Annotated in this window: 25 protein-coding genes, 2 pseudogenes and 1 riboswitch; of the genes and pseudogenes, 7 read left to right on the forward strand and 20 right to left on the reverse strand. The window is 51.5% G+C overall.

Going from position 1 to position 24,904, the window contains the following annotated elements; translation table 11 throughout:
• Positions 1-13: 13 nt before the first annotated feature.
• Positions 14-811 carry a hypothetical protein gene (locus BLR06_RS11155; RefSeq protein WP_092072973.1) on the reverse strand — a complete coding sequence of 266 codons (798 nt, stop codon included), beginning with the start codon at positions 809-811 and terminating at the stop codon, positions 14-16.
• Positions 812-1,106: 295 nt separating this feature from the next.
• Positions 1,107-1,209: riboswitch (glycine riboswitch) on the forward strand.
• A gap of 159 nt (positions 1,210-1,368) precedes the next feature.
• Between BLR06_RS11155 and BLR06_RS11160 the strand changes: the two genes are divergently transcribed.
• On the forward strand, positions 1,369-2,535 hold the full coding sequence (locus tag BLR06_RS11160; protein WP_092072976.1) for an ABC transporter substrate-binding protein: 1,167 nt from the start codon (positions 1,369-1,371) through the stop codon (positions 2,533-2,535).
• 125 nt (positions 2,536-2,660) lie between these two features.
• On the opposite strand, the pseudogene BLR06_RS11165 reads toward BLR06_RS11160, so the two are convergent.
• Positions 2,661-3,340, reverse strand: a pseudogene (locus BLR06_RS11165) (DUF2461 domain-containing protein).
• Between the two features lie 2 nt (positions 3,341-3,342).
• Entirely contained in the window at positions 3,343-3,804 is a 462-nt protein-coding gene (locus BLR06_RS11170; protein ID WP_092072979.1) for a pyridoxamine 5'-phosphate oxidase family protein, read from the reverse strand.
• 103 nt (positions 3,805-3,907) lie between these two features.
• On the opposite strand from BLR06_RS11170, the pseudogene BLR06_RS20375 reads away from it, so the two are divergent.
• Positions 3,908-4,807: pseudogene (locus BLR06_RS20375) on the forward strand (helix-turn-helix transcriptional regulator); the annotation flags it as partial.
• A 58-nt stretch (positions 4,808-4,865) separates the two neighbouring features.
• On the opposite strand, the gene BLR06_RS20025 reads toward BLR06_RS20375, so the two are convergent.
• The 13 genes from BLR06_RS20025 to BLR06_RS11240 form a co-directional block, all read right to left on the reverse strand.
• Positions 4,866-5,417, reverse strand: coding sequence for a GDYXXLXY domain-containing protein (locus BLR06_RS20025; RefSeq protein ID WP_092072985.1), 552 nt, complete (start codon positions 5,415-5,417; stop codon positions 4,866-4,868).
• Positions 5,414-6,709 (reverse strand): DUF2157 domain-containing protein, encoded by a 1,296-nt coding sequence (locus BLR06_RS11185; RefSeq protein ID WP_173812885.1) that lies wholly within the window; start codon positions 6,707-6,709, stop codon positions 5,414-5,416. Before BLR06_RS11185 ends, BLR06_RS20025 begins: the two co-directional genes overlap by 4 nt.
• 156 nt (positions 6,710-6,865) lie before the next feature.
• The gene (locus BLR06_RS11190) at positions 6,866-7,543 is read right to left on the reverse strand and encodes an energy-coupling factor transporter transmembrane component T family protein (protein WP_092072991.1); all 678 of its coding nucleotides are present in this window, start codon (positions 7,541-7,543) and stop codon (positions 6,866-6,868) included.
• A gap of 2 nt (positions 7,544-7,545) precedes the next feature.
• Positions 7,546-8,358 (reverse strand): energy-coupling factor ABC transporter ATP-binding protein, encoded by an 813-nt coding sequence (locus tag BLR06_RS11195; protein ID WP_092072994.1) that lies wholly within the window; start codon positions 8,356-8,358, stop codon positions 7,546-7,548.
• Complete coding sequence (locus tag BLR06_RS11200) at positions 8,351-9,214, reverse strand: energy-coupling factor ABC transporter ATP-binding protein (RefSeq protein WP_092072997.1); 864 nt, start codon at positions 9,212-9,214, stop codon at positions 8,351-8,353. The genes BLR06_RS11195 and BLR06_RS11200 overlap by 8 nt, the downstream gene beginning before the upstream one ends.
• Entirely contained in the window at positions 9,186-9,782 is a 597-nt protein-coding gene (locus tag BLR06_RS11205; RefSeq protein ID WP_092073000.1) for a tryptophan transporter, read from the reverse strand. The genes BLR06_RS11200 and BLR06_RS11205 overlap by 29 nt, the downstream gene beginning before the upstream one ends.
• Before the next feature lie 415 nt (positions 9,783-10,197).
• Entirely contained in the window at positions 10,198-10,884 is a 687-nt protein-coding gene (locus BLR06_RS11210) for an LrgB family protein (protein ID WP_092073003.1), read from the reverse strand.
• Positions 10,872-11,231 carry a CidA/LrgA family protein gene (locus tag BLR06_RS11215; protein ID WP_092073006.1) on the reverse strand — a complete coding sequence of 120 codons (360 nt, stop codon included), beginning with the start codon at positions 11,229-11,231 and terminating at the stop codon, positions 10,872-10,874. The genes BLR06_RS11210 and BLR06_RS11215 overlap by 13 nt, the downstream gene beginning before the upstream one ends.
• Before the next feature lie 101 nt (positions 11,232-11,332).
• Positions 11,333-12,136: an energy-coupling factor ABC transporter ATP-binding protein gene (locus tag BLR06_RS11220; RefSeq protein WP_092073009.1), complete on the reverse strand. Its 804-nt coding sequence runs from the start codon at positions 12,134-12,136 to the stop codon at positions 11,333-11,335.
• On the reverse strand, positions 12,133-12,945 hold the full coding sequence (gene cbiQ / locus BLR06_RS11225; protein ID WP_092073012.1) for a cobalt ECF transporter T component CbiQ: 813 nt from the start codon (positions 12,943-12,945) through the stop codon (positions 12,133-12,135). Before cbiQ ends, BLR06_RS11220 begins: the two co-directional genes overlap by 4 nt.
• Positions 12,946-13,044: 99 nt before the next feature.
• A complete protein-coding gene (locus BLR06_RS11230; RefSeq protein WP_092073015.1) occupies positions 13,045-14,076 on the reverse strand; it encodes an energy-coupling factor ABC transporter permease in 1,032 nt (343 codons plus the stop codon).
• Between the two features lie 357 nt (positions 14,077-14,433).
• Positions 14,434-14,916, reverse strand: a complete 483-nt coding sequence (locus tag BLR06_RS11235; protein WP_092073017.1) for a CarD family transcriptional regulator — start codon at positions 14,914-14,916, stop codon at positions 14,434-14,436.
• 454 nt (positions 14,917-15,370) lie between these two features.
• Positions 15,371-16,522 (reverse strand): mechanosensitive ion channel family protein, encoded by a 1,152-nt coding sequence (locus tag BLR06_RS11240; RefSeq protein ID WP_092073020.1) that lies wholly within the window; start codon positions 16,520-16,522, stop codon positions 15,371-15,373.
• A 232-nt stretch (positions 16,523-16,754) separates the two neighbouring features.
• Between BLR06_RS11240 and BLR06_RS11245 the strand changes: the two genes are divergently transcribed.
• Positions 16,755-18,122, forward strand: coding sequence for an N-acyl-D-amino-acid deacylase family protein (locus BLR06_RS11245; protein ID WP_218039574.1), 1,368 nt, complete (start codon positions 16,755-16,757; stop codon positions 18,120-18,122).
• Positions 18,123-18,389: 267 nt separating this feature from the next.
• On the opposite strand, the gene BLR06_RS11250 is transcribed toward BLR06_RS11245, so the two are convergent.
• Positions 18,390-18,836: an energy transducer TonB gene (locus BLR06_RS11250; RefSeq protein WP_092073023.1), complete on the reverse strand. Its 447-nt coding sequence runs from the start codon at positions 18,834-18,836 to the stop codon at positions 18,390-18,392.
• A gap of 693 nt (positions 18,837-19,529) precedes the next feature.
• Here BLR06_RS11250 and BLR06_RS11255 point away from each other — a divergent pair.
• The 4 genes from BLR06_RS11255 to BLR06_RS11270 all read left to right on the forward strand — a co-directional run bounded on the left by BLR06_RS11255 (position 19,530) and on the right by BLR06_RS11270 (position 21,797).
• Positions 19,530-19,715, forward strand: coding sequence for a hypothetical protein (locus tag BLR06_RS11255; protein ID WP_092073026.1), 186 nt, complete (start codon positions 19,530-19,532; stop codon positions 19,713-19,715).
• A 319-nt stretch (positions 19,716-20,034) separates the two neighbouring features.
• Positions 20,035-20,682 carry a MotA/TolQ/ExbB proton channel family protein gene (locus BLR06_RS11260; protein ID WP_092073029.1) on the forward strand — a complete coding sequence of 216 codons (648 nt, stop codon included), beginning with the start codon at positions 20,035-20,037 and terminating at the stop codon, positions 20,680-20,682.
• Complete coding sequence (locus BLR06_RS11265) at positions 20,669-21,076, forward strand: ExbD/TolR family protein (protein WP_092073032.1); 408 nt, start codon at positions 20,669-20,671, stop codon at positions 21,074-21,076. Before BLR06_RS11260 ends, BLR06_RS11265 begins: the two co-directional genes overlap by 14 nt.
• A gap of 4 nt (positions 21,077-21,080) precedes the next feature.
• Complete coding sequence (locus BLR06_RS11270; protein ID WP_092073035.1) at positions 21,081-21,797, forward strand: energy transducer TonB; 717 nt, start codon at positions 21,081-21,083, stop codon at positions 21,795-21,797.
• Positions 21,798-22,013: 216 nt separating this feature from the next.
• On the opposite strand, the gene BLR06_RS11275 is transcribed toward BLR06_RS11270, so the two are convergent.
• The 3 genes from BLR06_RS11275 to BLR06_RS11285 are packed head-to-tail and all read right to left on the reverse strand — an operon-like array spanning position 22,014 to position 24,900.
• Positions 22,014-22,226 (reverse strand): 50S ribosomal protein L9, encoded by a 213-nt coding sequence (locus BLR06_RS11275; RefSeq protein ID WP_092073038.1) that lies wholly within the window; start codon positions 22,224-22,226, stop codon positions 22,014-22,016.
• Between the two features lie 35 nt (positions 22,227-22,261).
• The gene (locus BLR06_RS11280) at positions 22,262-24,376 is read right to left on the reverse strand and encodes a heavy metal translocating P-type ATPase (RefSeq protein WP_092073041.1); all 2,115 of its coding nucleotides are present in this window, start codon (positions 24,374-24,376) and stop codon (positions 22,262-22,264) included.
• Positions 24,376-24,900 (reverse strand): HMA2 domain-containing protein, encoded by a 525-nt coding sequence (locus tag BLR06_RS11285; protein WP_092073044.1) that lies wholly within the window; start codon positions 24,898-24,900, stop codon positions 24,376-24,378. The genes BLR06_RS11280 and BLR06_RS11285 overlap by 1 nt, the downstream gene beginning before the upstream one ends.
• Between the last annotated feature and the right edge of the window lie 4 nt (positions 24,901-24,904).

Below are 24,904 nucleotides of genomic sequence, written 5' to 3' on the forward strand. Positions count from 1 at the left end.
TGAAGCATTGACGTTAATCAGTTTTTGCCTGTTTTGGCGGTATTATGCAAACTTCAGCAAAATCAATGGTCGAGCCGGCCGGGAAAATTTGCTGTGAACCATCTTTGGCCGGCAGGGTTGCCTTATCCTTAATGGCGCCGGTAAGTACCTCGCCGTCTTCATTAAAACTAAGCTGCCGGCCTTTACTAAATTTGATATAGCCGGCTGAATGCTCCTCGCCGGTCAGCAGCCGCCAGTTAACCGGCCGCAGGTAAGTGTCTTCCTCCAGTACTCCGGTTTTTACGGCGCCGGAGGGATAAAATTCGAGCAGGGTATTGCTTTTGAAGGTTACAAAACCGTATTTATTGTCGCCCAGGCGGATAGTGGCCTTATCCGCCAGTGTCCCTGAAAGGACATCGCCCTGTTCGCTGAAAGTTACGGCGGCGCCTCCTTTATACAGCAAATGACCGTAGCCGGGAATGGTTACGTTATATTCACGACTGATAAACGGATGGTAGTAGCGATGCAGGAATGGGCCAATGTCGGTGCGGACAGTGGTGTAGTAATAATCGTTAATTACCCTGTTCCAGCCACGGGGCTGTAAAAAAGTATTTTTATCCAGCGTTCCTGAAATAACTTCCCCCGTCTGATTCAACACAGCCACAGAGTCTTTTTTGAACTTGATAAATTTGCCCACACTCCAGCCTTGCGGATGCAAGTCGGTATCCTTTTGCAGCAGAATACTTTCCCCGGCGGCGGCCGAAGCTTGCCCGGCAAGTAAGGTCAGGCAAATAATGATGCCCGGTAAGATACGGGTAAAAAAGCGAAGCATAAACACACTCTCCTTTGCGTAAAATTCATTCTCCTTAAACTATTCTTACCTGTATTCCATTTTCCTCCTGCCGATACAGTACCGGCCCAATTTACAGGCAGTGCGGTGCAGGGAACAAAGCAGCGTAAGGAAGGGGCGGGGTGCTGGAGGTTAATTTTGTCAGGATTACTTGACAATTCGCAGAATTGCCGTTAAGATATAAACGTACTAAAAATTTAATACAGTGTCCATATGAAGTTTGCGGAAATGCGATAAAGCGCTTGGTTTTGAGCAGTTTTTGGTTATAACCGTAAACGGATGGAACTCTGGAGAGCCCCTGTCAGCAGGGCGCCGAAGGTGCAAAGCGGTTATGGATAATAACCGTTGAAACTCTCAGGCAAAAGGACAGAGCATTGCGGTTGCGTCACAGATCCAATTTGTTGATGGACCTCTTTGTTGTTCTTCTGAGTCAAATCGTATGATTTGACTTTTTGCTTTGTATTGCTGACAGTTCGTGCAATTTTTTTACAGCGGTGCAAAAAGAGAAGTCAACTTTGAACATGGGGGGAGAGCTTTACATGAGAAAAAACTATTTTACATTGGTGACAGCATTGCTGCTGGCCGTACTAATCGCGGCAATGCTGGCAGGCTGCGGCAGCGCAGGCTCAAATGACATTAAGATCGGCCTGCTGAACGAACTTACCGGCGGCAATGCAACTTTGGGAACATCCTCCGCCAATGGGGCCAAACTGGCAATTAAAGAGGCCAATGCCCGGGGCGGCGTTCTGGGCAGGCAATTGCAGGCGGTGATTGCCGACAACAAAAGTGAGCCGTCCGAATCGGCAAACGCCATGACCAAGCTGGCAACTCAGGATCAGGCGGTGGCTGTAACCGGCGTTTTCGCCAGCTCCAATGCCATTGCCGCCTCAAGTGTGGCTGAAGCCGTTAAAGTGCCCTTTTTGGCGGTTGGGGCAACAAATCCCAAGGTAACTGTGGATGAAACAAGCGGAGCGGTCAAACAATATACTTTCCGGGTTTGCTTTATTGATCCGTTTCAAGGGACGGTTGGCGCAAATTTCGTGCTGAATACCCTGCAATTAACCAAAGCCGCCATACTGGTGGACAACAGCAGTGATTACAGCAAGGGACTGGCGGCTTTCTTTAAAGAAGCCTTTGCCAAAGGCGGCGGCAGAATTCTGGCTGAAGAGGCCTATCTGCAAAAAGATCAGGATTTTAAAACGGTTTTAACTAAGGTAAAGGCACTGGAGCCTGAAATCATTTATGTACCGGGTTATTATGAAGAAGTGGGCAAAATTGTCAGACAGGCCCGGGAACTGGGGATTACTGCGCCAATTGTGGGCGGCGACGGCTGGGATTCGCCCAAGCTGCTGGAGGTCGCAACGGCGCCGGCGCTGAACAATACGTATTTTACCAACCACTACTCGGTAGAAGATACCAGCCCGGCTTCGCAGGCTTTTGTCGACGCTTATAAAAAAGAATACGGGCAAACGCCGGACGCGCTGGCGGTACTGGGGTATGACGCCGCCAATGTACTGATTGACGCCATCAAGCGGGCCAATAGCGTTGAACCGGAAAAAATCCGGGATGCGCTGGCTGACACCAAGGATTACCCGGCCATTACCGGCCTGACCACGCTCAATGCCAGTCACGATGCGGTAAAAAGCGCAGTTATCATTGAAATGAAAGATGGCCGGCAAATGTTTAAGGCTTCCGTTAAGCCTTAAAACCCGGCTGAAAAACAATCAGGCTGTTTCGACCTGCCCAAGGTCGAAACAGCCTGATTGTTTTTGGGGGCTAAGTCGGTAGCCAGCTAACGGGTATTTTTGACTTGGTTTGTATAAAATTTATTCTACCGTTTCGGTATCTGATAACATTCTAAAGCCTTATTTAAATAATCCTTAAAAGGTTTAAGCGCACGGTATTTTTCAATTACAATGTCATAGAAACGTTCAGCAGTCAACACCGTCTTATCGGCTATGAAGCTTTGAGCATACCAACTTTTATGCTTCAAATACTCGGCCTGGGGGTGGTCTATATCATTACCCTTTGGAACGCGTTTTAGCTTTTCCCCCAGGACTGTAAAATATTTGGTAAATGCATTTCCTGTCACGATTTTTTCGAATTCATTGCCGTGGTCTGCAATGTAGTCCCGTACTCGGTTGGCGGCTTCTTGCCAACCGGAGCCATAAAGTCCGCCAGCGACAAAAGACTGTTCACCCGGTCGGATACAAAGATAATAGCCTAAAGGAATAAACGGTTTTCCCCAAGGGGATAGGTGTGCTCTGAAAGCGGGATTGTAAGGCTTTTTATCACTGCTGAATCTAATATCGCGGTTCAGTCTGAAAATCAATTCTTGGGGGGATGAGCTAAGAACATATTTTCCCAAACACCGATTCGTTGAGTTAATTCCAGCACAATATGTTCAAATACAGCGGTTGCCGCTTTCTTTGCTTCTTTGTGTTGATGATACCATTCCCGGTTGTTGTTTGCCAAATCAGCTAAATAAGTCAGCAGTTGTATTGTTTCCACAGCTAAACCTGCATTTCATGCTGAATTGGAATCGCCGTGTTTTTTGCAAAGTCAATCACATATCCCGCGCCTGTTTCCAACAGAATAAAGCTGGCGGAAACAGGGTTTACCCGTATCAGCCGCATAACTGGCTCCGCCGCATAACGGGCGAATTGTTGCGGGAGCTGCTTTTCCACAAAAGCGGCGATCAGCTTATTTGACGCGCTGCAAGGATGCTCAAGCAGTGTGGCGCAGCCTGTAATCTGGATAGCGTCGATACTCAAAGCAACCTGCGCATTTTGACTGATTTGTGTATATTTATTTGAGTCAGCTTCCGTGATGAAATAAAAACATCCGCCGTAAGTATAAATATTTACAGTCCGGGCGGCTACACCATCGCCGTTTCTAGTGGCAAGCACCATAATTTTATCTTGCCCGATTTGCTCCCGCAGTGTTTCCGTTGCTGTTCTTACTGTTTCATTCATTTGGCATCACTCCTGTTTTTTTTTCAGTATAACGCCTAATCATTGACACCTATATGTCAATGATTTATGCTGTACATAAAAAAACAAGGTTAGAAGTGATTATGTGAAAATAGACAGGCTAATAGCAATCATCATGATTTTGCTGGAGCGTGAGAAAGTCAGCGCAAAAGATTTAGCCCAAATGTTTGAAGTTTCAACACGCACGATTTATCGGGATTTAGAATCCATAAATCAGGCGGGAATTCCAATTTTAGCGACAGCCGGACCGGGCGGCGGCGCGGAAATTCTGAAAACATATAAAGTGGAAAAGCGGCTATTTTCCACAGCGGACATCACAACTTTGCTGTTGGGGCTGGGAAGTATCCAAAGCAATATTCCGGGTGATGCAATTGTCAATACCCTTGCCAAGGTAAAGGGCATGATTCCGCCGGACAAACAAAAAGAGTTTCAGTTTCGCGCCAACCAAATTAAAATTGACATAGCTCCGTGGTTACAGGCCGGAGGATTGTCCGATACGATTGAAACAATACAAACAGCGTTGGAGCACCAGTTTTGCTTGCGGTTTGATTATCGGGATATTAGAAATCAAAAAAGCAACCGGAAAATAGAGCCTTACCGCCTGTTGCTGAAAGGTGAAGATTGGTACATTCAGGGCTATTGCCTGATACGCAACGATTTTAGAACATTCAAGCTATTGAGAATGCAAAATATCGGTATCCTGGAACAACCCTTTGAAATCCGCGATTTTCCTGCTGAAAGCCTGGATACGGTTGTCTTTAACGACAAAAGATTGGTCGCGGCTAAATTGCGCATCCATGAGGAAATCCGGGATATGATTATAGCCCGCTTCGGGGAAGCGTGTCTAATACCGGACGGAGCAAAATATTATATTGCTGACATCCATTTGCCGATAGATGATTTAGCCTGCCGTTATTTATTGGCTTTCGGCAATAAATGCGTATGCCTTGAACCCGAAGCCATGAGGGAAGAAATGCGTAAACTTGCTGAAGAAATTTACTGCTTTTATCATTCAAGCACGGTAGGGAAATGCAAGCTATGTGTTAAGGCCGGGAATTTTGCAGATAATCGGCAAGCGGCTGATGCTCGATGTACAGCTCTTCGACGACGCCGTAGCCGTTCTTTAGGCGGACGGCGGCCACGCCTGTTTGTACGGCGCGCTTCCGGTAAGCGGTTTCAGCGGCCGGTGCGCTGTCTTCAGGCAGATAATAACGTTTAAACGGCAGGTCAACATGGACGTCGCCGCCCTGGGTATAGCGAACAGTTACTTTGACATACGGCGCTGCGGACGGACGAACGGCGCTTACGCCGGTAATGACCGCCCGGCCGCTCTGATCTGCGGCAACGATCGCATAGGCGGTCTGGCCATAATTCAGTGCGGCCGGATCAAGCAGGGGGCCGGCGGGGTCTTTAAAACTCAGGTCAATATAGCGTCCGCGAAAAGCATCATGAGGATCGACCGGAGCGGTGGCCCAATAAAAACGCTGGCCGGTTTGGAGGATGTTTTCCCAGTGCCAGGCCATAGCTAACAGGGCAGCCAGTTGAATGACCGCGAGGCCAATAAGCAAAATGAAGCGCAGTTTGAACCTTTTCATACTGTCTCCTCACTTTTTTTCCGGCGTACGATCAGCAGATTTGTTACCAGGAAGGCAATGCCCAGTATGACGAAAACCAACCCTCTGACGACAAAGCTGAAATCAATATCAAAAAAACGGGCGGCAATAAGCAGCGCCAGAAGCAGCAGGCCGGTATTGACCCGGGTCAGGCTGGAACGGCGTATCCCGGCAGTAATCATACTAATGCTGAGGGCCAGCAGATAGCAGTTGAGTAAAACGGTGGCGGCAATTCCGCCGGGCTGGTAAAACTGCAGCAGGTAAGCGCCGCCGATGATCAGCGGGGCGACGGAATATTGCAGTTTACGCCAGCCGGCCTGACGGATCAGCCTGATACTGCCGCCCGCCGCCAGTATTGACAGCACTAGAATCAGGGACCCCTCCGCCAGGCTGACGCCGGAAATATCCCAGTGCAGGTAGCGCCAGCTGCTGTTGAAGGTCAGCAGATAGATTAACGCTAAGCTGCCGGTCAAGCCGATTGCCTGAAACGGCATTCGCCAGCGTTCACGGCTGGAATTAAACCAGAAAAGGCCCAGCAGAAAATTAACGGTAAATAACAGACTGTAGATAAGAAACGCCGATTCGCTGAAGTAACTTCCCCAAGCCGTCATAAAGCAGAAGTAAAAAACAAGGTTGGCCATCCACAATAAGCTGATGGTGGTATTGGCATAACGGGCGGTTTGGACCAGCCGCCGGCAATAGGGAATGGCCAGAAGCAGGAACAGCCAGACCAGCTGGTGCTCCGGGGAATACCGGCCGGCGGATGACCAGGCGGCAACTCCCAGCAGATATAAGCCGGCCACAACATCAGATTCCAGGAGATAGATCAGCGGCAGGGACAGGAGCAGCCAGTTGCGCAAAAACATTGCCGTGTCCTCAGTCAGGTGGTACGTCTGGCCGACAAGCGCCATTGCCGTGCCAAGCATCAACGCCTGCAGCGTAGCAGTGCATTCCCGCCATACGCGGCTGTCCGGCTTGTAATGCAGCGCCAGCCCGGCGAGAAGCTGAGCGGCGGCCAGTAAGCCCGCCGCAATTGCCAAACGGACGCCTTTGGTCAGTTGGGGCCAATTGTGGGCTAGAATTAACATGACGCCCAACCCGACCAAAATGACGCCAATGACGCCGAAAATCAGCAGCGCCCGTCTGGCGCCTGACGTTTCCTCCAGCGGTCCGTAATGTTTTTTCAGGCTTTCGGCGCTGGACGGTGTTAGTACGCCTTTGGCGACAAGTTCAGGCAGTTCTTGATACAGCCATTTCACAGCCTTTTTGTTCATAGGCTTAAGTCTCCTTGTATGGTTAGGTGCTAAAGGGATGTCCTGAAATGCTGCGGCATTTTTAGACATCCCTTATTCTTTGCTACGATTATACCTTTTCATTTGCCTAAGCGCAACCGGGATTTGCGCTTGTTTTACCGCACTCGAGTGCAAGGGTTAAGAAAATTGTCTGGCGATTAGGCTGACCGTTAGACTGACCATGCATAACAGTGCGGCGTAGTCCGGCGGGGAAAGCCGTACCCGGCTTTTAAAGCTGCAGCTTTTACGGTTGGCGAACCCGCGCAGTTCCAGGCTTAAGGCCATAGTTTCCGAACGGCTGACAGCTTTCAGGACCAGCGGTTTGACAATGGCTGCGTAAGCAAGCAGTCTTTTGACCGGATTGCCGTGCGGCGAATAACCCCGGCAGGCCTGGGCTTCCTGGATGGCTTTGCTTTCACTGAGGAAATCGGGAATAAACCGGAGGGCGGCGGTCAGCATAAACGCGTACTCGTGGGGAACGCGGCATTGCGCAACCAGCGCTACCGACAAATCCTGCATTCTGGTGGTGGCGAGAAGAATAAAAAAGACCAGGGTCATTGCGACCATTTTGAGGGCTGTAACCACTGCCAGATGAGTATCGCCGCTTAAACCGTACTGTATAGCCGCCAGTATGGCGGCAAACAGGATTAAGCCGGCAACGCCTCGATAAACAGTTTTACCGACTTTTGCACATAGCAGCAGGAGAAACTGGCCGATGATAAGCAGGGCCAAAGCCGGAACCGATTGCAGTAAAATTGACCAAAGGGTGACAAAAACAGTAAATAGGAGCTTCGTTAAAGGCGCGAATTTTGGCATGCTCAATTCCTCCCCAGGCGCGGGCCGAGTTGATCAATAAGCTGACTGACGGTAAAGGCCGGCGCGATGCCGAAACCGGACAAAGCCTGGGATATGGTTAGCGCCGCCGGCTGAGACAGCCCCCATTGCTGCAGCCGGTCATCGGCAAACAGTTCGGCGGTGACGCCGTCAAAAACCTTGCTGCCCTGGGCCATGACAATGACTCTCTGGGCGTAAGCGGCGAGGATATCCATATCATGGGTGATCAGGACAATGGTTTTGCCCTGGCTATGCAGCCGGCTCAGTAATTCCAGCAGCCGGCGGCGCTCCCGGGCATCCTGCCCGCTGGTCGGTTCATCAAGAATAACCATCCCGGGCTGCATTGACAAGGCGGAAGCAATGGCAAGACGCTGTTTCTGGCCTCGGGAAAGTGTGGAGGGATGAGTCGCGGCCAAACCGGTCAGGCCGGTAACCTGCAGCGCTTCACCGACATAAGCCTCAATCTGCTGCGGCGTATAGCCTAACTGTTCAGGGCCATAACCCACTTCAGCCCTGACGGTATCCCGGAATATCTGCCGGTCCGGATGTTGAAACACATAGCCGATATGGCGGGCCATGTCGGCGGGAGTACATTGTTGCGTGTTCTTTCCCTGAAACAGAATTTCTCCGCTTACCGGTTTTTTTAAAGCCATCAGCAACCGGGTAAGCGTAGTTTTGCCGCTGCCGTTGCGTCCGGCTACAGCCAGAAACTCACCGGGGCGGATGACCAGAGATACGTTGCGGATCGCTCTGGTCTGGGCTTTATAGCCAAAATCAACGGCGTGTAATTCAAACATTGGCGGCCCCTCTCTTACTCAGGCAGGCTGACAGTTCCGCAATGGCCGACTGTTCAGTCCGCCAGGCTGACAGTTGAAGGCCTGTCTGCGCTTCCAGGGCTAATTTTAAACGCCAAAGCGGCGGCAAAGCTTCCGGGGTGAGCTCATTGGTCCACATGTAGGTCAAAACTGCGTCCGGGGAGCCGGCTTGTATCAGCCTGCCGTCATTCAGCAGAATGAATTGATCAGCGTAAGGCAGTACCTGGGCGATATCATGCTCGACGACGATGATGGTCAGACCCTTCTGACGCTTAAGTTCATCCAGTAATTTATACAGCGCCCGCGTTCCTTCCGGATCAAGGGCCGAAGCGGGTTCATCCAGCACCAGAATAGACGGATCAGCAGCCAGCACACTGGCAATCGCCAGGCGTTGTTTTTGCCCGCCCGACAATGAGGCGACTTCAGCCTGTTCGTAACCGGCAAGACCGACGGTAGCCAGTGTTTGACTGATGCAAGCAAGGACTTTTTCCTCTTCCAGGCCCAGATTTTCTAAACTAAAAGCAATTTCTTCCTCTACCGTCATTGTCACAAGCTGTACTTCATAGTCCTGTAAAACACTGCCGACAGTTTGCGCCAGTTCGGGCATTGTACTGTCCGCCGCTGAAACGGCATTGACCGATACCGAGCCGGCCAGACTGCCGCCGAAATAATGAGGGACGGCTCCGGCCAGCGCCAGGCAGAGTGTGGTTTTACCAGCCCCGCTGGGACCGAGAATTACGGCAAAGGAGCCTTGATCAACTGTGATGTTTATGTTGTCAAGTACTTTATGAGGATGATGATAAGCATAACTAAAGTTTTCTATTTTGATCGCCGGCATGATTGATTTCCTTTCCGTCAAACAGCTTTTTTGCTGGGAAGTATAAGAGCTGTGTAATGATCCCATTGATCGCGGCTGTCATCAAGACAACCGGCAGCATGGCATACAGGTACACCGGCAGGGGCAGCGACAACACTATTTTCAGGGTAGTGATAAAGGTCAGGCCACTGGCGATGGTAGTGATAAATCCGATTACGCCCGGCTTCAGGCTAAGTTTTCCGATGGAGAAGTCAGATAATAAGACAACCAGCAGACTGCAGACAATGGCGCCGACCGGTTCGCTTAATAAGTTTCCGTACGGAAAAGCTGATTTGGAAGTGGGAATGTTGATTGCGGCCGCTACCAGGCCAATGCCGAAGGCCTGGCCGGTGGACGGTCTGGTCAGATTAATGGCGATACAGTACATGGCAATCGTCCAGTTGGGGGTTATGCCGCCAATGCTGGGGCTGACCAAATGCAAAATTGCACCAATCGCCAGTAGTAACGTGGTAATGGTAACCCAGCGATAGGAACCGCCTTTGGTTTTTTCATAAATTTTCATTTCCGAAGTTGGCTTTTCGGGATTCATCGCATTCGTCCTCCTTATTGCTTGAGTAAAAACAAAAAAACCCCGTCCTATAAAGTATAGGGACGAGGTTTTAGCCCGCGGTACCACCCTGGTTAGCCATGATCGATCACAGCCCGGCTTTCAAGATACGGGAAATTTTCCGATATCCGCCTCCATTGTAACGGTGGAGAAACTCCGACAGCGCCTACCCCGCCGCCGGCGGCTCAGACTGTATCTATTAGGTCCATTCGACATGCTGAGCAGTGCCAATCTTCCACCGTCATTGGCTCGCTGAACTCTCCGGCAATGTGTACTATTCCTAGTCATTGATGATTTAACTATTATTTAAACGAAGTATAGCAGGCCAGGGCGGTTTTTGTCAATGCCTAATTCGCCGTTTGCCGCGCGTTTGCAAAAATTGCCTTTGTCCCGGCCGCTACAAGAAAAAAGGAATGAGAAAAGGAGCGGCAATTGCGGTGAAAATACCGGTCAGCGCCATTGCCACGCCAGCCATCGAGCCTTGTTGTTCTCCTTCGGTGAGCGCCATCGCCACACCCTGGCCGTGGGATACCGTACCCATCGCCAGTCCGCGAATTGCGGGATTGCTGATCTTAAGACCGGTAAGCAGGGTCAAGCCGAAGATGGAGCCGAAGGTTCCGGTAGCTACCACGAAAGCGGCCGCTAAGGAGGGATCGCCGCCAGTCATTCCCGCCACTTCAACCGCAAAGGGTATTGTGGCTGATTTAGGCGCAATTGAGGCAATCACCGTTGCGTTTAAGCCGCCCAGTTTAACAATCAGCATGGCAGTGGTAATCGACAGCAGTGAACCGGAAACTACTCCGGCGACGATTGGCCCGGCATATTTCTTCAGCAATAACCGGTTTTTATATACCGGCACGGCCAGCGCTACGGTAGCCGGTCCCAGCAGATAGGTCATGATTTCCATTCCCGGTACATAATCGGCATGAGGTATGCCCGCGGCCAGCAAAACGCTAATGACCAGCGCCGTGCTGACAAGCACCACATTGGCCAGCGGATGGTGAAAGCGGACAAAGACCTGGCGGCCAATGAAATAGGCGGCTATAGTGATCATGATCGTGAAAGCGGTCGTTAACTGGTGCATCGGCTTTTCCTCCCTGCCATTTTTTGGCCGAGGCGGCCAATGACAAAAAACGGCACTGCCGCTCCGGCAATAATGGCTGCCGCCAGAATAAAGCCGTTGCTCCGGAATAAGCCGCCCCAGTTCATTAGCCCGACAGCAATCGGAATAAAGAAAAAGAGCATATGTTTTAACAAAAAGTCGGTGGCCAGCTGAATGTGCTGTAGTTTAATGATGCCGGCGGATAATAGAACAAAGAGCAGCAGCATGCCGGCGACGGTGCCTGGTACCGGCAGGCGCAGCCAAAGGACAATTTGGCTGCCAGTCCAGTAAACCAGGCATAGTAATAAGAGCTGTCCGAAAAATTGCATTAATTTTTTAATGGCCGTTCCCTCCTTATGGATAAGTCAGCTATTCGCCAAATGACCTCCGGTCAAAAAACTGTAGTCAGCGGCGCAAAAATATGTCAGGCTTAGAGCCTGGGCGCATCGTCCGGTAAAGCAGCGCGGCGCCGGTCAGAGAAAAATCGGGTTTTGCACACCGGACAGAGGCGCAGGGCCAGCGGTTGTTCCAGACCGGCTTGCTGTAGCAGGGCATTATCGGAGAACACCGCGCCGGTTGGCCCGGCGGCAAGAACCGTTCCTTTGCCGATGACAACAGTCCGTTCACACACCTCCAGTGCCAGCTCAAGGTCATGGGTGGCAATTATTTTCGTATGACGAAAGGTTTTCAGCAGGTTGATCAACTGACGGCGGGCCAGCGGGTCCAGCGCTGCCGTCGGTTCGTCCAGCACTAAAATGGCTGGCTCCATGGAGAGAACTGCGGCAACGGCTACTGCCCGCTTCTGCCCGCCGGACAGGCGGTAGGCCGGCCGGTCTTTTAAGCTTAGCGCGCCTACGGCTGAAAGCGCCGCCGTAACCCGCGCCGCAGTTTCGGCCGGAGATAGTCCCAGGTTAAGCGGCCCAAAAGCAACATCCTCATAGACGGTTGGCATAAAGAGCTGGTCATCAGGATTTTGAAACACCATGCCGACCAGCCGGCGAATGTGCGGTAAGTTTTCCGGGGTTACTGTGTATTCGCCGATCGCAACCGCGCCGCTTTGCGGCGACAGCAGTCCGTTCAGGTGGGATAACAGGGTGGTTTTCCCGGAGCCATTGGCGCCGACAATGGCAACCGATTCGCCCTGCTCAATATGCAAAGAGAGCTGATTTAAGGCCGTTGTGCCGTCCGGATAAGTATAATGTACGGCGGATAAGTCAATTGCACCATGGCTCATTTGAATACCTCCAGCAGTAAGCGGCCTAAAGCCTGCGGAATATTGGCAAACCGGCAGAGGATGAAAAAGGAGCTCCAGCCCGCCAGATACAGGGTATCCCGGCGCTGCCAGACTCCGGTGTGCAGCAGGCGGATTTCGCCATCAAAGCCCCGGCACAGCATGGCCTGATAAATTCGCTTGGCCCGTTCCAGCGTCCTAAGCAGCAGTTGCCCCGGCAGTGACCCCCAGGCCTGATAGTGAATGCCTTTACGAGCGGGCGCGCGCAGCTGATAGGCCAGGGTAAGCCGATAGACTTCTTCAATCAGCACCTGCAGGTAGCGGTACATAAAAAGCAGCTGGACAACGAGCGGCTTGGGCGCACCCAGCCGCAGCAAAGCCAGTCCAATGGAATTGAGGCCTGTTGTCGCCACCAGGATCAAAGCTGCAGATACAGTCAGAGCCAGCTTTAGCACAATGGACAAAAACGAAATCCAGCCGCCGGAGATGATAACCGGGCCCAGGGCGGCGAGCGCAGTCTGGTCTAACAGCGGGTTAAATAAACCGATACCGACGATGAAGGGGGCAGCGGCCAGCAGTCGCTTCAGGATGCTGCTGTAAGGTAAATTTCCTAAGCTTATTAATATGATCGGATAAAAAAAGAAGGGCGTCAGACCGCTTAGTTCATATTTGGAAAAAGAGGTTACCGCCAGGACAAAAACAATTGTCGTCAATACTTTGGCGCTTCCGGTCAGGCGGTGAATAAAGGTCTGCTGGGCGGCCAGTTCATCAAGCTGGCGTAAGTCCAGCAAATGGGCTGCTAGCTTTAGCATAATAAGCCTCTTTTCATTGAGCGCTGGGCAGGGCGGCTGAAAACCACACAGAAAACAACTTGCAAGGCGGGCAATGCAGCCTGTATTTTCCGCTGACGCTCAGTGTTTTGCCGCAAGACGGAGGACTTTGCCTATCGTCAGGGCCAAAATAAGGGTGATCAGCGAACCGGTAATGCCTGCAACTGATTTTCCGGCATCGACGGACGGCCAGGCTGTCTGCTCGGGTTGAACTGCGGCCGGCTCGGCCACGACGTCCCCAGGCTTGAAATTATAGTCTGGCAGAAAGGCGATGGTTTGCTGTACTTCAGCCAGATAGCCATGTACAGCATTCGTTGCCGTTAATTCTTCCAGGCCGCTGGTTGCGGTAATTGACCATTCCAAACCGTCGGGGTTGACGGAAGCAAACCAGGATAGCGCGCCGGCGGCAACTACCGTTAAGATCAGTAACACCAGCAAAACTTTTCGGGCGGGAGCGGTCGCAAGGGGGCGGTCATTTCCCGCAAGAATATCCGGAGACTGCCGGTAGACAAAGCCCACTACCGCTGCGATTACTAGTCCCTCAATTAACCCAATCGCCAGATGAATGGGCTGCATAAGTAAAGCGAAGGCCGAAAAGGGCAATTCAGTTATGCCTGAAACGAGCGTCTGCAGCACTACGCTGAATGCACCCAGCTGCAGGCTGATTACCGCTGCCGCAACTGAGCCCCGGGTCAGGCGGCCCGGCGAGGGGCTGGAGCCGGCCAGCGGCTGGTAAATGAAGGGGTAAGCAATATAACAGGGGATAAAGCCCATGTTGAAAATGTTGCACCCCAGCGCCAGTAAACCTCCATCGGCAAAAAGCAGCGCCTGCACAGCCAGGATGGAGGCTATGGTCAGAAAGGCGGCATGGGGGCCAAGTAAGATCGCCAGCAACAGCCCACCCCCGATGTGACCGCTGGAGCCTGTTCCAGGTATGGTAAAATTAATCATCTGGGCCGCGAATACAAATGCGCCCAAAACACCCATCAGGGGAATCTTTTGTTCGTCAGGTTCCTGTTTTACCCTGTTGGCCGCATAAACGGTCAAGCCTGCTGTTACCGCCCACATGGCTCCTCCGGCAACCGGTGAAATGAGAGCATCCGCCATATGCATAATGATTGACCACTCCTTAAGTCTTGGGCGAACGGCGCCCGGATTTAAAGTAAAAATAAGACCACGCAAGCAAAGCCCCTAACGTACGGGAACAAAGCTTCGGAGTCGGGGCGGCCTGCATGGCCGCATGACGAACCGGTATGCATTTTATGTATGGTGATAGTGCTTCGCTGTACTTGCACATTATCCTGCTTGACCTTGAGAAATAAAGAAGTTCAGCCAAAGATAACTGAACTTAAACATAAAAAAGGTGAACAAGCTGAGCGCTGTTCACCTTGCAGGCAGGGCAGCCAATTGTTAGCGAACCGGGAATTTAATAATAGTTTTAATTTAGACGACACTAGTACCTGATCAGTACTAGTGCATGTTGATTACCTGATCCAGGAGGTCAGATGCCTGTTCTAACGGAATATCCTTGACAAGGACAACCTCGCTGAGCAGAATCTGCCGGGCGTTATCCAGCATATTTTTATCGGTTATCCCAAGCTTTTTGCGGTTGGCAATTCTGACTAAATCCCGGATAACCTCGGCTCCTTCGTAAATGTCGCCACTTTTTAGTTTGACTATATCCCGGCGGTAACGTTGATTATCGCGGCAGGATGTATCCGTCTCGCCATTATGGAACGTTGTTAGCACGTTGTCCAGCAGATCGGGCTCGACAATCGGACGTATTCCCAGTGTTTCAATTTTATCGACAGGGATCGATACTTGCATGTTTCGATGAAGGATGTTCATGATGTAATATAGGTTGGTTTCACCCAGGATATCCCGCTCTTCAATTGCTGTAATTACACAGCCGCCCTGCATCGGATAAAAAATTTTATCGCCTATTTGAAACATGTAGTCGCCCCTTTCAATGTAATATAGACTAATTATACACTATTTTCGTCAAAAAATCAAATAACCAAATATTCTAGCATACGAAAATTATACTGTCAACAATATTCCATAAACCGGCGCACTTAGCCTGGCGCAAGCGTCAGTTTTCAGCTGAATTTTGCCGTTGCAATTTGTTACAATCCGGTTTATCAATTGTTTAGAGAGCAGGTGATTAATCATTGCTTGGCAGGAACCGCTTTATTATTTACGGGCGGCGGTACGAGTTTCGCAGCAGGCCGGAGACCATGGCAACAGGCCATTTGGGGCAATTCTGGTAAATGCTGACGGCGAAGTTGTGCTGGAGCTGTTTATTTTACAAAGGATAATTTTACATGAAACCTGGCCTGGTGGCTGCAATGGCAGCCGGGGCCAGATGGGGACTCTGGAAAATGGAAGAAGCTTAACGCCGCCGGCGTTAAGCTTCTTCCGTTTTTTCCGGCTGCGCTGTTTTTTCGCCGCCGGACCGGATGACTTCCAGAGGTGAGGAAAAATAATTGCGGGTTCGCGGTATGGCAATTTCTACGCCTTCTTCCTCCAGGATCTGCATAATCAGAAAATTGACTTCCTGCTTAATGTTTAAGTATTCCTCCCAGACAATGGTTGTGGTAAAAAAATAGAGGAATATGGTAAGGGAGTTATCGCCAAAGGTGTCGAATTTAACAAATATCATCTTATTATCAATGGCCGGATGATCGACCAGCATCGTCTGAATTCGGCTGACGCATTGCTGCAAGGCTTGGCTGGGGGTATCATAGCTGACATTCAGGTTAAAGGTAATCCGGCGCAGCTTGCGTTTGGTAAAATTGACAATCGGGGCGTTGATCAGACTGGCATTCGGCACGGTTACCAGGGCCTGCTCAAAAGTGCGAATTTTGGTGCTGCGAAAGTTGATGTCTTCAATGGTGCCTTCGACGTCGGGGGTTTTAATCCAGTCGCCAATCCCAAAAGGCTTATCGGTAATAATGACAATCCCGGAAAAAATATTGGCCAGCATATCTTTGGCCGCCAGGGCAAACGCCAGCCCGCCCAAGCCCAGCCCGGCGATAAAACCGTTGACATCATAGCCCCAGTTGCTGGCGACAACCACAAAGGCCAGGGCAACAATTAAAAACCGGATGACCTTGGAGAAGAAGGGAATCAGGATTTTATCAACGCTGGCGCCAAGCAGGCGTTCCAGTTCGGCGGTATCGTCGCCGTAGATTTTAATCAGGCCGTGAAGACCCTGGGTCAGGAAAACCACAATGAATGAACTGAGTATGCGGTTGAGCAACGGTTCATAACCGAGCGGCAGGTAATTCTTGGCGGCAAAATACAAGCCCAGCATGGCCATGATATTCATGGCCGGGCGACGGCAGGCTGTTGACAAATAACTCTGCGTATCCACCCGCTCGTTGCTGGTCATTTTTGCCAGAAGATATACGGTGTAATCGGCAAACCGCTTGCGCAGCAGCCAGAATGCGGCCAAAATCACGATGGATAAGACTAAGCGGTGCAAATGGCCGTAGCTTAGCAGATAGTCAAGCTGTTGCCGGAAATTGGCTAATAAAGGCTCCCAGGTGTAATCCATAGCGTTCCTCCTTGGAGAAGTATCTATCATTATTTTAATAGCTCGCTCCGGGAGATGCAACCGGCCGGCCGGTTTTCCGGCAGCTATCATTAAAATTTGCAAAAAAATCAGCAGCTTTGCAGGTTTTCATTTTTTCATGGTTGAATACATATTGACATCATCGCCTGGCATTCAGGGGTGGTGCAGTAATGACGCGCGGTACTAGAAAAAGATATAGATGGAGAATGCAGACATGTTTGATATCGTGATCAAGGATGGAATACTGATTGACCCGGAAGCACTGACCAGGCGTACCGGCAGTGTCGGGATTCAGGCAGGCAAAATTGCGGCGGTAACGCAGAGCGAAATTTGCGGCAAGCAGGAAATTAATGCGGCCGGCCGTATTGTTGCGCCGGGATTCATCGACATTCACGGTCACGTTGACCTTGACGCCTATTGCGGTGAACTGTCCCTGCGCCAGGGGATAACGACCACCATTGGCGGCAACTGCGGCTTTAGCCCGCTGGATGTCGAGGCGTTTTTCAGCGCTCATGAAAAAAATGGCTTTATCATTAATCAGGCTGAAATGATCGGCCATTCGATCAGTTTACGGGAAACTGTTGGCGCAGTTGATCCTCTTAAGCCTGCTACCCCTCAGCAATTGAGCCGGATGGAAGCTATGGTGGAAAAGGCGTTTGAAGCCGGGGCCTGCGGATTGTCCCTGGGACTGGCCTATGCGCCGGGCAGTTCAAATGAAGAAGTGTATCATTTGAGCAGGCTGGCGGCCCGTTATGGCCGGATTGTAGCCGTAGATACCAGAATGCGTACCGGAATTGATATGTATTCGCTGGTAGAGGCGGTTGACATTGCCCGGCAAACCGGAGCCCGGATTCAAATATCGCATTTGGTTTATCAATATGGCACCGGGGTGGTTGACGAGGCTTTGGCTGTCATTAACCGGGCCAGAGCGGACGGGTTGGATATCCGGTTTGACAGCGGCATGTACACCCAGTGGGCCACCCATATCGGGGCGGTACTGTTTGATGAGGATTCAATGGCTGTCAATGGCTGGCGGCTGGAGGACATCCTGGTGATTACCGGAAAATACAACGGCCGGCGTCTAACCATGGACATCTACCGCGAGCTTAGAACGACGGCCCCGCATACGGCGGTGGTCGTGTTTACCGGCGTGGAAGAAGAAATCTATCTGGCGCTCAGCCATCCCTACGGAATGCCTTCCACTGACACCGGGCCTTATGCGCCGGGCGAGGGTCACCCGCAAATTGCCGGCAGTTTCCCCCGCTATTTCCGGCAAATGGTTGGCGAACGGTACGAACTGACCATTATGGAGGCTGTGCGTAAAGCTACGCTTTTGCCGGCGGAGACGCTGGGTTTTCCTGCCAAGGGCCGGCTCCGGGCCGGCATGGATGCCGATTTAGTCGTCTTTGATATGAAGACCATTATGGACAAGGCCGAATTTGGCCTGCCCAATGCCAAACCGGAAGGAATCGACTATGTATTGGTTAACGGCAGACTGGCCCTGGACAAAGGGCGGCTGGTTGAAAGCACCGCCGGCCAGGCTGTCAGATGCCATAAGCCGGTTTATGACTATCAGATATAATAAACGGCAAGAGGCATATGGTATAATAGGCCTCTTGCCTGGTAAAAAAGGGGGACGTTGTATCCGCGTTAGCCGCGGAGGGGCTGCTGGTAGATGACCGCTAAACCCAATGGTGGCCGGTGAAATCAAATCCGGCAGTGCAGGTATCTTCAAAACCGGAATACATCAGGATATCATTCTATCCTGATGTATTCTATTCAGGTACACATAAAAACGTGACACCCAAAAGGTTGTTAAGAGGACGGGGGCGTCGTTTCCGGGAATCCGTCAGGGCGATGTCTGAACGGAAGCGTTTTCCTGGTCAGGCTGGCGGGCGGGCGGTTCTACCGGTACATATTTTTCTACTTTAACATTGAGCGGGAGGACAATTGAACTGGAAATTGCCTGGCGGTCTTCCGTATAGGCGGGGGTAAATACCGATTTTTGCAGAGAATCAATAACGGCCTGATCAAAAGCCGGATCGCCCGAACTTGTGATGACTTCTACATTGCTGTCCATGGTTCCCGTGTCCAATATTGTCGCCTTGATTTTCACCAGTACGGTCTGCTCCGAATATTTGCCGGTTAGCTCGGGGGTAAGGGCAATTGGCGCTAAGGACAGAATCCGGGGCGGAGTGGCGGGCGTCTGGTCTTTAGCCAGCGCCGGGACAGACAGGCCCATCAGGATGAGTAACATAACCACAGTGATCCGTTGCATTTTAGGGAAATATTTCATACAAAACCACACCTTCTCTTTTTTTCTATACGTTTCGGCATCAGAAATAAAATTCCCTGCTTTGATAATCAATCTTATTTAAATTCGGCATTGACCAAAATACGGCAGCAGGGTAGGGGTGTTTACAGCTGAGCAGGACGGAAAAGGGAGTGAAGCTTGCGCATAATAATCCCAAATAATATAATTACACTTTTTTTATCACAACTTTACCTTAGGCAGTGATGTTTGTGGTGATAAAGATTCTCAGTCTGTGCCCTGCCTAAGGTAAAACGAAAGGATGAAAAATTGGTTATCATAATCATTGCTAAGCGCCAAATATCTTGCTATAATATCTAAATAAGCGGTAGTAAGTTGGCCCACAATTGGGTAATCCGTTTGAGGATTGCCAACGGCGTTATTTTGCGGCACTATTGCAATATTCAAATGATAATGATTGATATTCGCAACACCTTCTTTAATTTACTCAGCAATCATTTACTTACATAGCTAATTTTACATTTACGGAAGGAGCAGCAGAGTCTATGGATAAACGCCGGCGCTGCGCTCAGGTAAAACGGACTTTAGTTTGCCGTCCGGCATGACAATGAATTCTGCTGCCATATGAAGGGCTGGAATCCAATGCTGCAATCATGCGCCGCATAACGGGCGGGCTGGTTGCTTTGCCCCCTCAACCGGCCACGTCGGCGAAAAGGGGTGAGCGCAAGTGCGTATTCATTCAACTGCCGCCAAACTGACATTGATACTGCTATGCTGGAGTACGGCCAGTATCAGTCATGCTTCCCCCCGGTCACGCTGACCCTGCCGCTCAGCATCAACATGGCAATAACCAACAGCCATGCCGTAAGAATGGCCGAGCTGGATGCGGCAAAGGCTGCTTAACCATAAAGAAGAACCGTTTACTGGCCTACAGTCAGTATGACGCACGAGCACCTAAACCTGAGTATGGCAACTAAGTCATTGCTCGTCTGCCGCTGTTTGACAATGGCCGCGCCAAAAGCCTGATAAAGCCGGTTTTTGCTTACCAGGAGAGTCAGCCGGCATCGGCGGCGTTCTGGCCGCTCACGGCGCTCTGATTACTGCCAAGGCCAATGATAGCAGCGCTCGTTACACTGCCGCTGTTCTACTGAGCGGCAAGACTGAACCATCCCCAATGATCAGGCGTGCATCGCCAAATCTCTAAACAAAAGGAGCTACCCCCATGGACTTTATTATGAACACTATTGATTTGTTTCACAAAGGCGGCCCGGTAATGTATTTGCTGTTGGCCTGCTCATTATTCGTTGTAACCATATCGGTTGAGCGATTCCTGTATTACCGCAGCCTGAACACTGACGCAAAGGTCTTTCATAACAAGCTGCAGACGCTTTTGGAGAAACATAATGTTAATGAAGCGGCGCAGTTCTGCCAGCAGTCTTCATCCGCAGTCGCAGAGGTGGCGTCAGCCGGGCTGCAGGCAAATCTGCGCGGCGCTCAGGCCGACGTTGCAGTGGAAGGCGCTGCAGCTTTAACTTGCTCCCGCCTGCGCGAGTATCTGGATGATCTTAGTACAATTGTTACCTTATCGCCGCTGTTAGGCTTGCTGGGTACGGTTATCGGCATGATTGGGTCATTTAGCGTGTTAAACGTTCAGTCCGGTCAGCCGATGGCGATAACCGGCGGGGTTGGAGAAGCGCTGATCGCGACGGCTACCGGACTGAGTGTGGCGACGCTGGCACTGGTGGCGCACAGCTATTTCTCGCGCCAGGTAAATAAATTAGTTACCGATGTCGAGCAAATAGCGGCAATGGTGATCGGCTATTTGCCGGCAAAGAAAACAAACCGGAGAGATGCTCATGAAATTGCGTAGTTTACGGGTGGAAAACCAGCCTCAACTGATGATTATCCCGATGATTGACATCATTTTCTTCCTGCTGGTATTTTTTATGATGAGCACCCTTTATATGGTCGAGCAGCATACCATTCCGGTTAACCTGCCGCAGGCTGCGGCATCCCAGCAGGATAAACCGCAGAGCATCAATGTAACGGTGCTGGAAAACGGCAACGTTATGTTCAATATGGAAGAAATGCCGGTAAATCTGCTGGCCAAACGGGTGAATTTAGAATTGGGCAAACAATCGGATACCGTATTTATCCTTAGAGGGGACAAACAGGTTCCCTATGGACAGGTAATCGCGGTATTGGATGAGTTGAAACTTTCAGGCGCCCAGCGGGTGGCGGTGGCAGTCGAGAAGGTGAGGTAAAACGATGAGCTATACAAATCAGTGGCGCAAAGCCATGTCAGTATCGGTTTTCCTGCATTTTCTGGTGTTTGCGGCCGCTGGCTTCCTTAGTATCGGGCTGACTGCGCCGGCGCTGCCGGCGGAAGAAGTAATCATGGAGATGGATCTGGTCAGTGATCCTTTGGCTGACCGGGCCGGGCCGACACCGGAACCTGCGCCGCCACAGGCGCCTGAGCCTGCGCCGATAGAGCCTGCGCCCACCGAGCCGCAGCCGCCAGCCAGCCAGCCGGTTCCTGAGCCGGTGGTCGCTTCAGATGAAATTGCCCCGACTCAGGCAGCTCCCGTGGCAGCTCCCGCGCCTAAGCCTGCGCCCTCGCCCGCGCCGCGCGGCGGCGGCGGCCGAAAGTCAGCACCGGCTGCTGCTGCATCGGGCGGCGGCGGTGGCGGATCGCAAAGCGGGATCGCAGCGCCAGGCGTTTTATCCAAAGTTGAACCATCTTATCCGCCGGCAGCGCGCAAAGCCGGTCACGAAGGGGTCGCCGTTTTGCGGGTAAAGGTGTTGAGCAATGGCCGGCCGGATGAGGTGTCGGTGACCAGTTCGAGCGGTTCCCCGCTATTGGATGATGCGGCGGTGTCTGCGGTGAGAAAATGGCGGTTTATACCGGCCAAGGACCGCAGAAGCGGAAAGACAGTGCCGGCTTTTATAAGGCTGCCGGTTTCGTTTAAACTGAGGTCAAGCTGAGATAAAGCCGGGCGCCGATACTTATAATTTACGATATTCCGTAACCGCCATCCGGGATCAAACCGGGTGGCGGTTTTTGGCGCGGCCGGCCAAGGCAATGCCGCTGTGGTGCAGCAGAGAAACCGCGCTGCGGACGGAATCCGGCGGAAAAAAGGAGCACCTTCTTTATCTGCATAAAGAAGGTGCTCCTTTAATGAAAACAAGTAAATATCAGGCTTAGTTTTGAACCTGTCTTTCCGCAATCAAGTCTTCCAGGCGTTCTTTTTGACGTACGAGTTCATCCAAAGGCGGTTCACCTACTCCGGCGGCAATGGCAGGGGCCTGCGGGGCCATTGCCCGAGCGGATTGCTCAGACATAAGTTTGTAACCGAACGCTCCGGCAATTGTACCTACTACTAGTCCAATCCAAAAATCACTTCTTGTAAACATGTAGTTCACCTCCTTTCGAGATCGGGGATGGGTATTTACCAGGGCTTCTTCGTTACCATCAGCAGCCGGGCGCTGTTTAATACAACGCCAACCGTAGCCGCGTTATGAATGAGCGCCGAAACCATTGGATTGGTCCGGCCGACGGCGCCAAGCAGCATGGCTGCCGTATTCACCGCGATGGTAGTGGCAAAGTTCTGCCGGACAATCTTCATCGTATGTTTGCCCAGAGTTACAACTTCGGACAGTACCAGCGGATCTTCAGAATTAATGGTAATAGCCGCTGATTCGACCGCAATATCCGTGCGGCGGCCGCCCATGGCAACGCCAACATCGGCGAAGGCCAGAGCCGGAGCGTCGTTAACGCCGTCGCCAATCATCAGGACCTGTGAGCGGCGTTGCATTTTGGTAATCAAGGCCGCTTTATCTTCCGGCATTACTTCGGCATGATAGGCGTCGATATCCAGGGCGGAAGCGACATGCTTGGCGACCTGTTCGGTATCGCCTGTAATCATGACAATTTCATCAATGCCCTGCCGCCGCAATTGATTGATGGTTTTTTTCCAGGTCGGGCGGATAGGGTCGCTGACGATGAGCATTCCTAACAATTTTTGATCGCGGGCAGTATAAATGAGATTATAGCCATGCTCAGAACCGGGTTCGGCGCCGAAACCAGCGCTTTGAACCTGGTTTTCCTGCATAAAGCGCCAACTGCCGACCAGGACGGAACCGCCGCGAATCTCATCGAAATCAGGCACCTGGGCCCGGATGCCCCGGGCAACGATGGTTTCGGTGTCGGTATGCGGCGGGATTGTCCATCCCTGGTGTTCAACATGCTCTAAAATGGCTGCCGCCAGCGGATGGGAAGAATGATATTCCGCGGAAGCCGCCAGCAGCAGCAACTCCCGCTCCTGAATTCCGGGCGCGGTTTTTATTGACACAACCTGTGGTTTTCCAATGGTAATGGTGCCGGTTTTATCAAGTGCGACGGTATCTACTCCGGCCAGCAGTTCGATATAATTGCCGCCTTTAACCAGTACCCCGCGGCTGGCGGCGCGGCCAATAGCCGCCGAGATGGCGGTGGCTGTGGAAAGCTTAAGACCGCAGGAAAAATCAATGAACAGCATATTTAAGACACGCTGCCAGTCTTTTGTCGCTCCGTAAACCAAACCGGCGGCAATAAAAGAAATCGGCACAAGCATATTTGACATGCGTTCGGCGAAGTTTTGCACCGGCGCACGTCTGGTTTGAGCTTCTTCCACCATATGCACAATCCGGGCTACGGCAGTATCGTCACCGAGTTTTTCAACCAGGACTTCCAGGAAGCCGTTTTGGAGCACAGTGCCGGCATAGACATTGTCGCCAGGCGTTTTCTCTACCGGGATATATTCACCGGTAATGGAAGACTGGTCAACCGCAGCCGCTCCTGACAGCACTTTGCCGTCGACGCAGATTTTTTCGCCCAAATGGACGCCGATCCGGTCGCCTAATTGCAGGCTGGTTACGGCAACCCGCATTTCATGGCCGTTTTCTTCAATTTTCCAGACATATTGCTCGTCCAGCCGGAGCAAATTGGAAATATGCTTGCGGGCGCGTTCGGCGGTGAAGGTAGTAAGCGTTTCGGCAAAGTTGGAAAGGGTCAGCAGGGTTAAGCTTGACTCTGGTTTACCGCTTAATACGGAGGCTACCACTGCCGTGGCTGTCAATGTATCGGCATTCGGCTGACGATCAACAAGCAGGCTGCGAATTCCGCTGGCGATGTAATGCCGGGCAGATAACAGCACAAAGGCGCTGCGGGCCAGATACAGGGTATTGAACATACCGGGAGCGGCCATGCGCAATAATTGCAGGCCGACGAAACCAACGCCGGTCAAAATTGTTTCCCGGCGGTGCTCAGCAAGTGATAAATGCAGTTCTTCAGCAGGCTGCTTGCTTAACGGCGACAAAGGCCTTGCTGTGCAGGCCGCTTGCTGGAGGATGGTATTTACTTTATTGAGCGGTAGAAAACCGTCATAATAAACAACAACTTTTCCGTTGACGCCGGCCGATGCGCTGACGACGGTCGGAATGAGCCGGATACGTGCTTCGATGATTGTTTTTTGGCGGTCTGATAGGGAGGGGCTGAGGGGAAATGCTATATACCGGTATGACATTAGTCTCGTCCTCTCAGCAAAGCGTAAGCCCACCATATCATTTGCGAGCCGGAAGGCCGCTGCCCGGTTGTCCACATTTTTAATCCGCCCCAAACCGTAAAGCCTACTGCCAGCAGTGTACGAAGATCAAGAATGCGGTTGGTCTTTTTAAATATATTGCGGTTCAGCCGGTGAAAAGTCCGCCGGATGTCAGCGCCCAGCCGGCCGTATTGATCATGCGGTTCAGGGATTCTATGCAGCTGCTCCAGAAAATTGACTAACAGGTCGATATAATCGTCAGTGCAAGTGTACTCGATCAGTATGCTGCCGGATAACGGAGAAAACTGTACTTTTATTAATCCGGGTATTGCCGGCAGCTGCTGTTCCCAGCGGCGGGCCAGCCTGGGATTATTGCAGAGCTCCTCGTGGTGGTAGCGGCGTCTGCCGGGCAGGGAATGCACCAGGCGAAAGCCCTGGCTGCCAAGCAGGCCGTTAAGCTGGTGACCGGCCGACAGGCCTAAAGCCAGACCGGATAAATATGACATTTAC

This window comes from Dendrosporobacter quercicolus, from assembly GCF_900104455.1.
GTDB lineage: Bacteria > Bacillota > Negativicutes > DSM-1736 > Dendrosporobacteraceae > Dendrosporobacter > Dendrosporobacter quercicolus.

Excerpts from the sequence above, each read along its gene's own strand:
- BLR06_RS11280 (WP_092073041.1), bottom strand. The coding sequence starts at position 24,376 with ATGTCATACCGGTATATAGCATTTCCCCTCAGCCCCTCCCTATCAGAC.
- BLR06_RS11285 (WP_092073044.1), bottom strand. The coding sequence starts at position 24,900 with ATGTCATATTTATCCGGTCTGGCTTTAGGCCTGTCGGCCGGTCACCAG.
- BLR06_RS11195 (WP_092072994.1), bottom strand. The coding sequence starts at position 8,358 with ATGTTTGAATTACACGCCGTTGATTTTGGCTATAAAGCCCAGACCAGA.
- BLR06_RS11205 (WP_092073000.1), bottom strand. The coding sequence starts at position 9,782 with ATGAATCCCGAAAAGCCAACTTCGGAAATGAAAATTTATGAAAAAACC.
- BLR06_RS11275 (WP_092073038.1), bottom strand. The coding sequence starts at position 22,226 with ATGTTTACAAGAAGTGATTTTTGGATTGGACTAGTAGTAGGTACAATT.
- BLR06_RS20025 (WP_092072985.1), bottom strand. The coding sequence starts at position 5,417 with ATGAAAAGGTTCAAACTGCGCTTCATTTTGCTTATTGGCCTCGCGGTC.
- BLR06_RS11240 (WP_092073020.1), bottom strand. The coding sequence starts at position 16,522 with ATGGATTACACCTGGGAGCCTTTATTAGCCAATTTCCGGCAACAGCTT.
- BLR06_RS11190 (WP_092072991.1), bottom strand. The coding sequence starts at position 7,543 with ATGCCAAAATTCGCGCCTTTAACGAAGCTCCTATTTACTGTTTTTGTC.
- BLR06_RS11220 (WP_092073009.1), bottom strand. The coding sequence starts at position 12,136 with ATGAGCCATGGTGCAATTGACTTATCCGCCGTACATTATACTTATCCG.
- BLR06_RS11215 (WP_092073006.1), bottom strand. The coding sequence starts at position 11,231 with ATGCAATTTTTCGGACAGCTCTTATTACTATGCCTGGTTTACTGGACT.
- BLR06_RS11265 (WP_092073032.1), top strand. The coding sequence starts at position 20,669 with ATGAAATTGCGTAGTTTACGGGTGGAAAACCAGCCTCAACTGATGATT.
- BLR06_RS11160 (WP_092072976.1), top strand. The coding sequence starts at position 1,369 with ATGAGAAAAAACTATTTTACATTGGTGACAGCATTGCTGCTGGCCGTA.
- BLR06_RS11185 (WP_173812885.1), bottom strand. The coding sequence starts at position 6,709 with ATGAACAAAAAGGCTGTGAAATGGCTGTATCAAGAACTGCCTGAACTT.
- BLR06_RS11245 (WP_218039574.1), top strand. The coding sequence starts at position 16,755 with ATGTTTGATATCGTGATCAAGGATGGAATACTGATTGACCCGGAAGCA.
- BLR06_RS11200 (WP_092072997.1), bottom strand. The coding sequence starts at position 9,214 with ATGCCGGCGATCAAAATAGAAAACTTTAGTTATGCTTATCATCATCCT.
- BLR06_RS11230 (WP_092073015.1), bottom strand. The coding sequence starts at position 14,076 with ATGCATATGGCGGATGCTCTCATTTCACCGGTTGCCGGAGGAGCCATG.
- BLR06_RS11235 (WP_092073017.1), bottom strand. The coding sequence starts at position 14,916 with ATGTTTCAAATAGGCGATAAAATTTTTTATCCGATGCAGGGCGGCTGT.
- cbiQ (WP_092073012.1), bottom strand. The coding sequence starts at position 12,945 with ATGCTAAAGCTAGCAGCCCATTTGCTGGACTTACGCCAGCTTGATGAA.
- BLR06_RS11155 (WP_092072973.1), bottom strand. The coding sequence starts at position 811 with ATGCTTCGCTTTTTTACCCGTATCTTACCGGGCATCATTATTTGCCTG.
- BLR06_RS11260 (WP_092073029.1), top strand. The coding sequence starts at position 20,035 with ATGGACTTTATTATGAACACTATTGATTTGTTTCACAAAGGCGGCCCG.
- BLR06_RS11170 (WP_092072979.1), bottom strand. The coding sequence starts at position 3,804 with ATGAATGAAACAGTAAGAACAGCAACGGAAACACTGCGGGAGCAAATC.
- BLR06_RS11270 (WP_092073035.1), top strand. The coding sequence starts at position 21,081 with ATGAGCTATACAAATCAGTGGCGCAAAGCCATGTCAGTATCGGTTTTC.
- BLR06_RS11250 (WP_092073023.1), bottom strand. The coding sequence starts at position 18,836 with ATGAAATATTTCCCTAAAATGCAACGGATCACTGTGGTTATGTTACTC.
- BLR06_RS11210 (WP_092073003.1), bottom strand. The coding sequence starts at position 10,884 with ATGCACCAGTTAACGACCGCTTTCACGATCATGATCACTATAGCCGCC.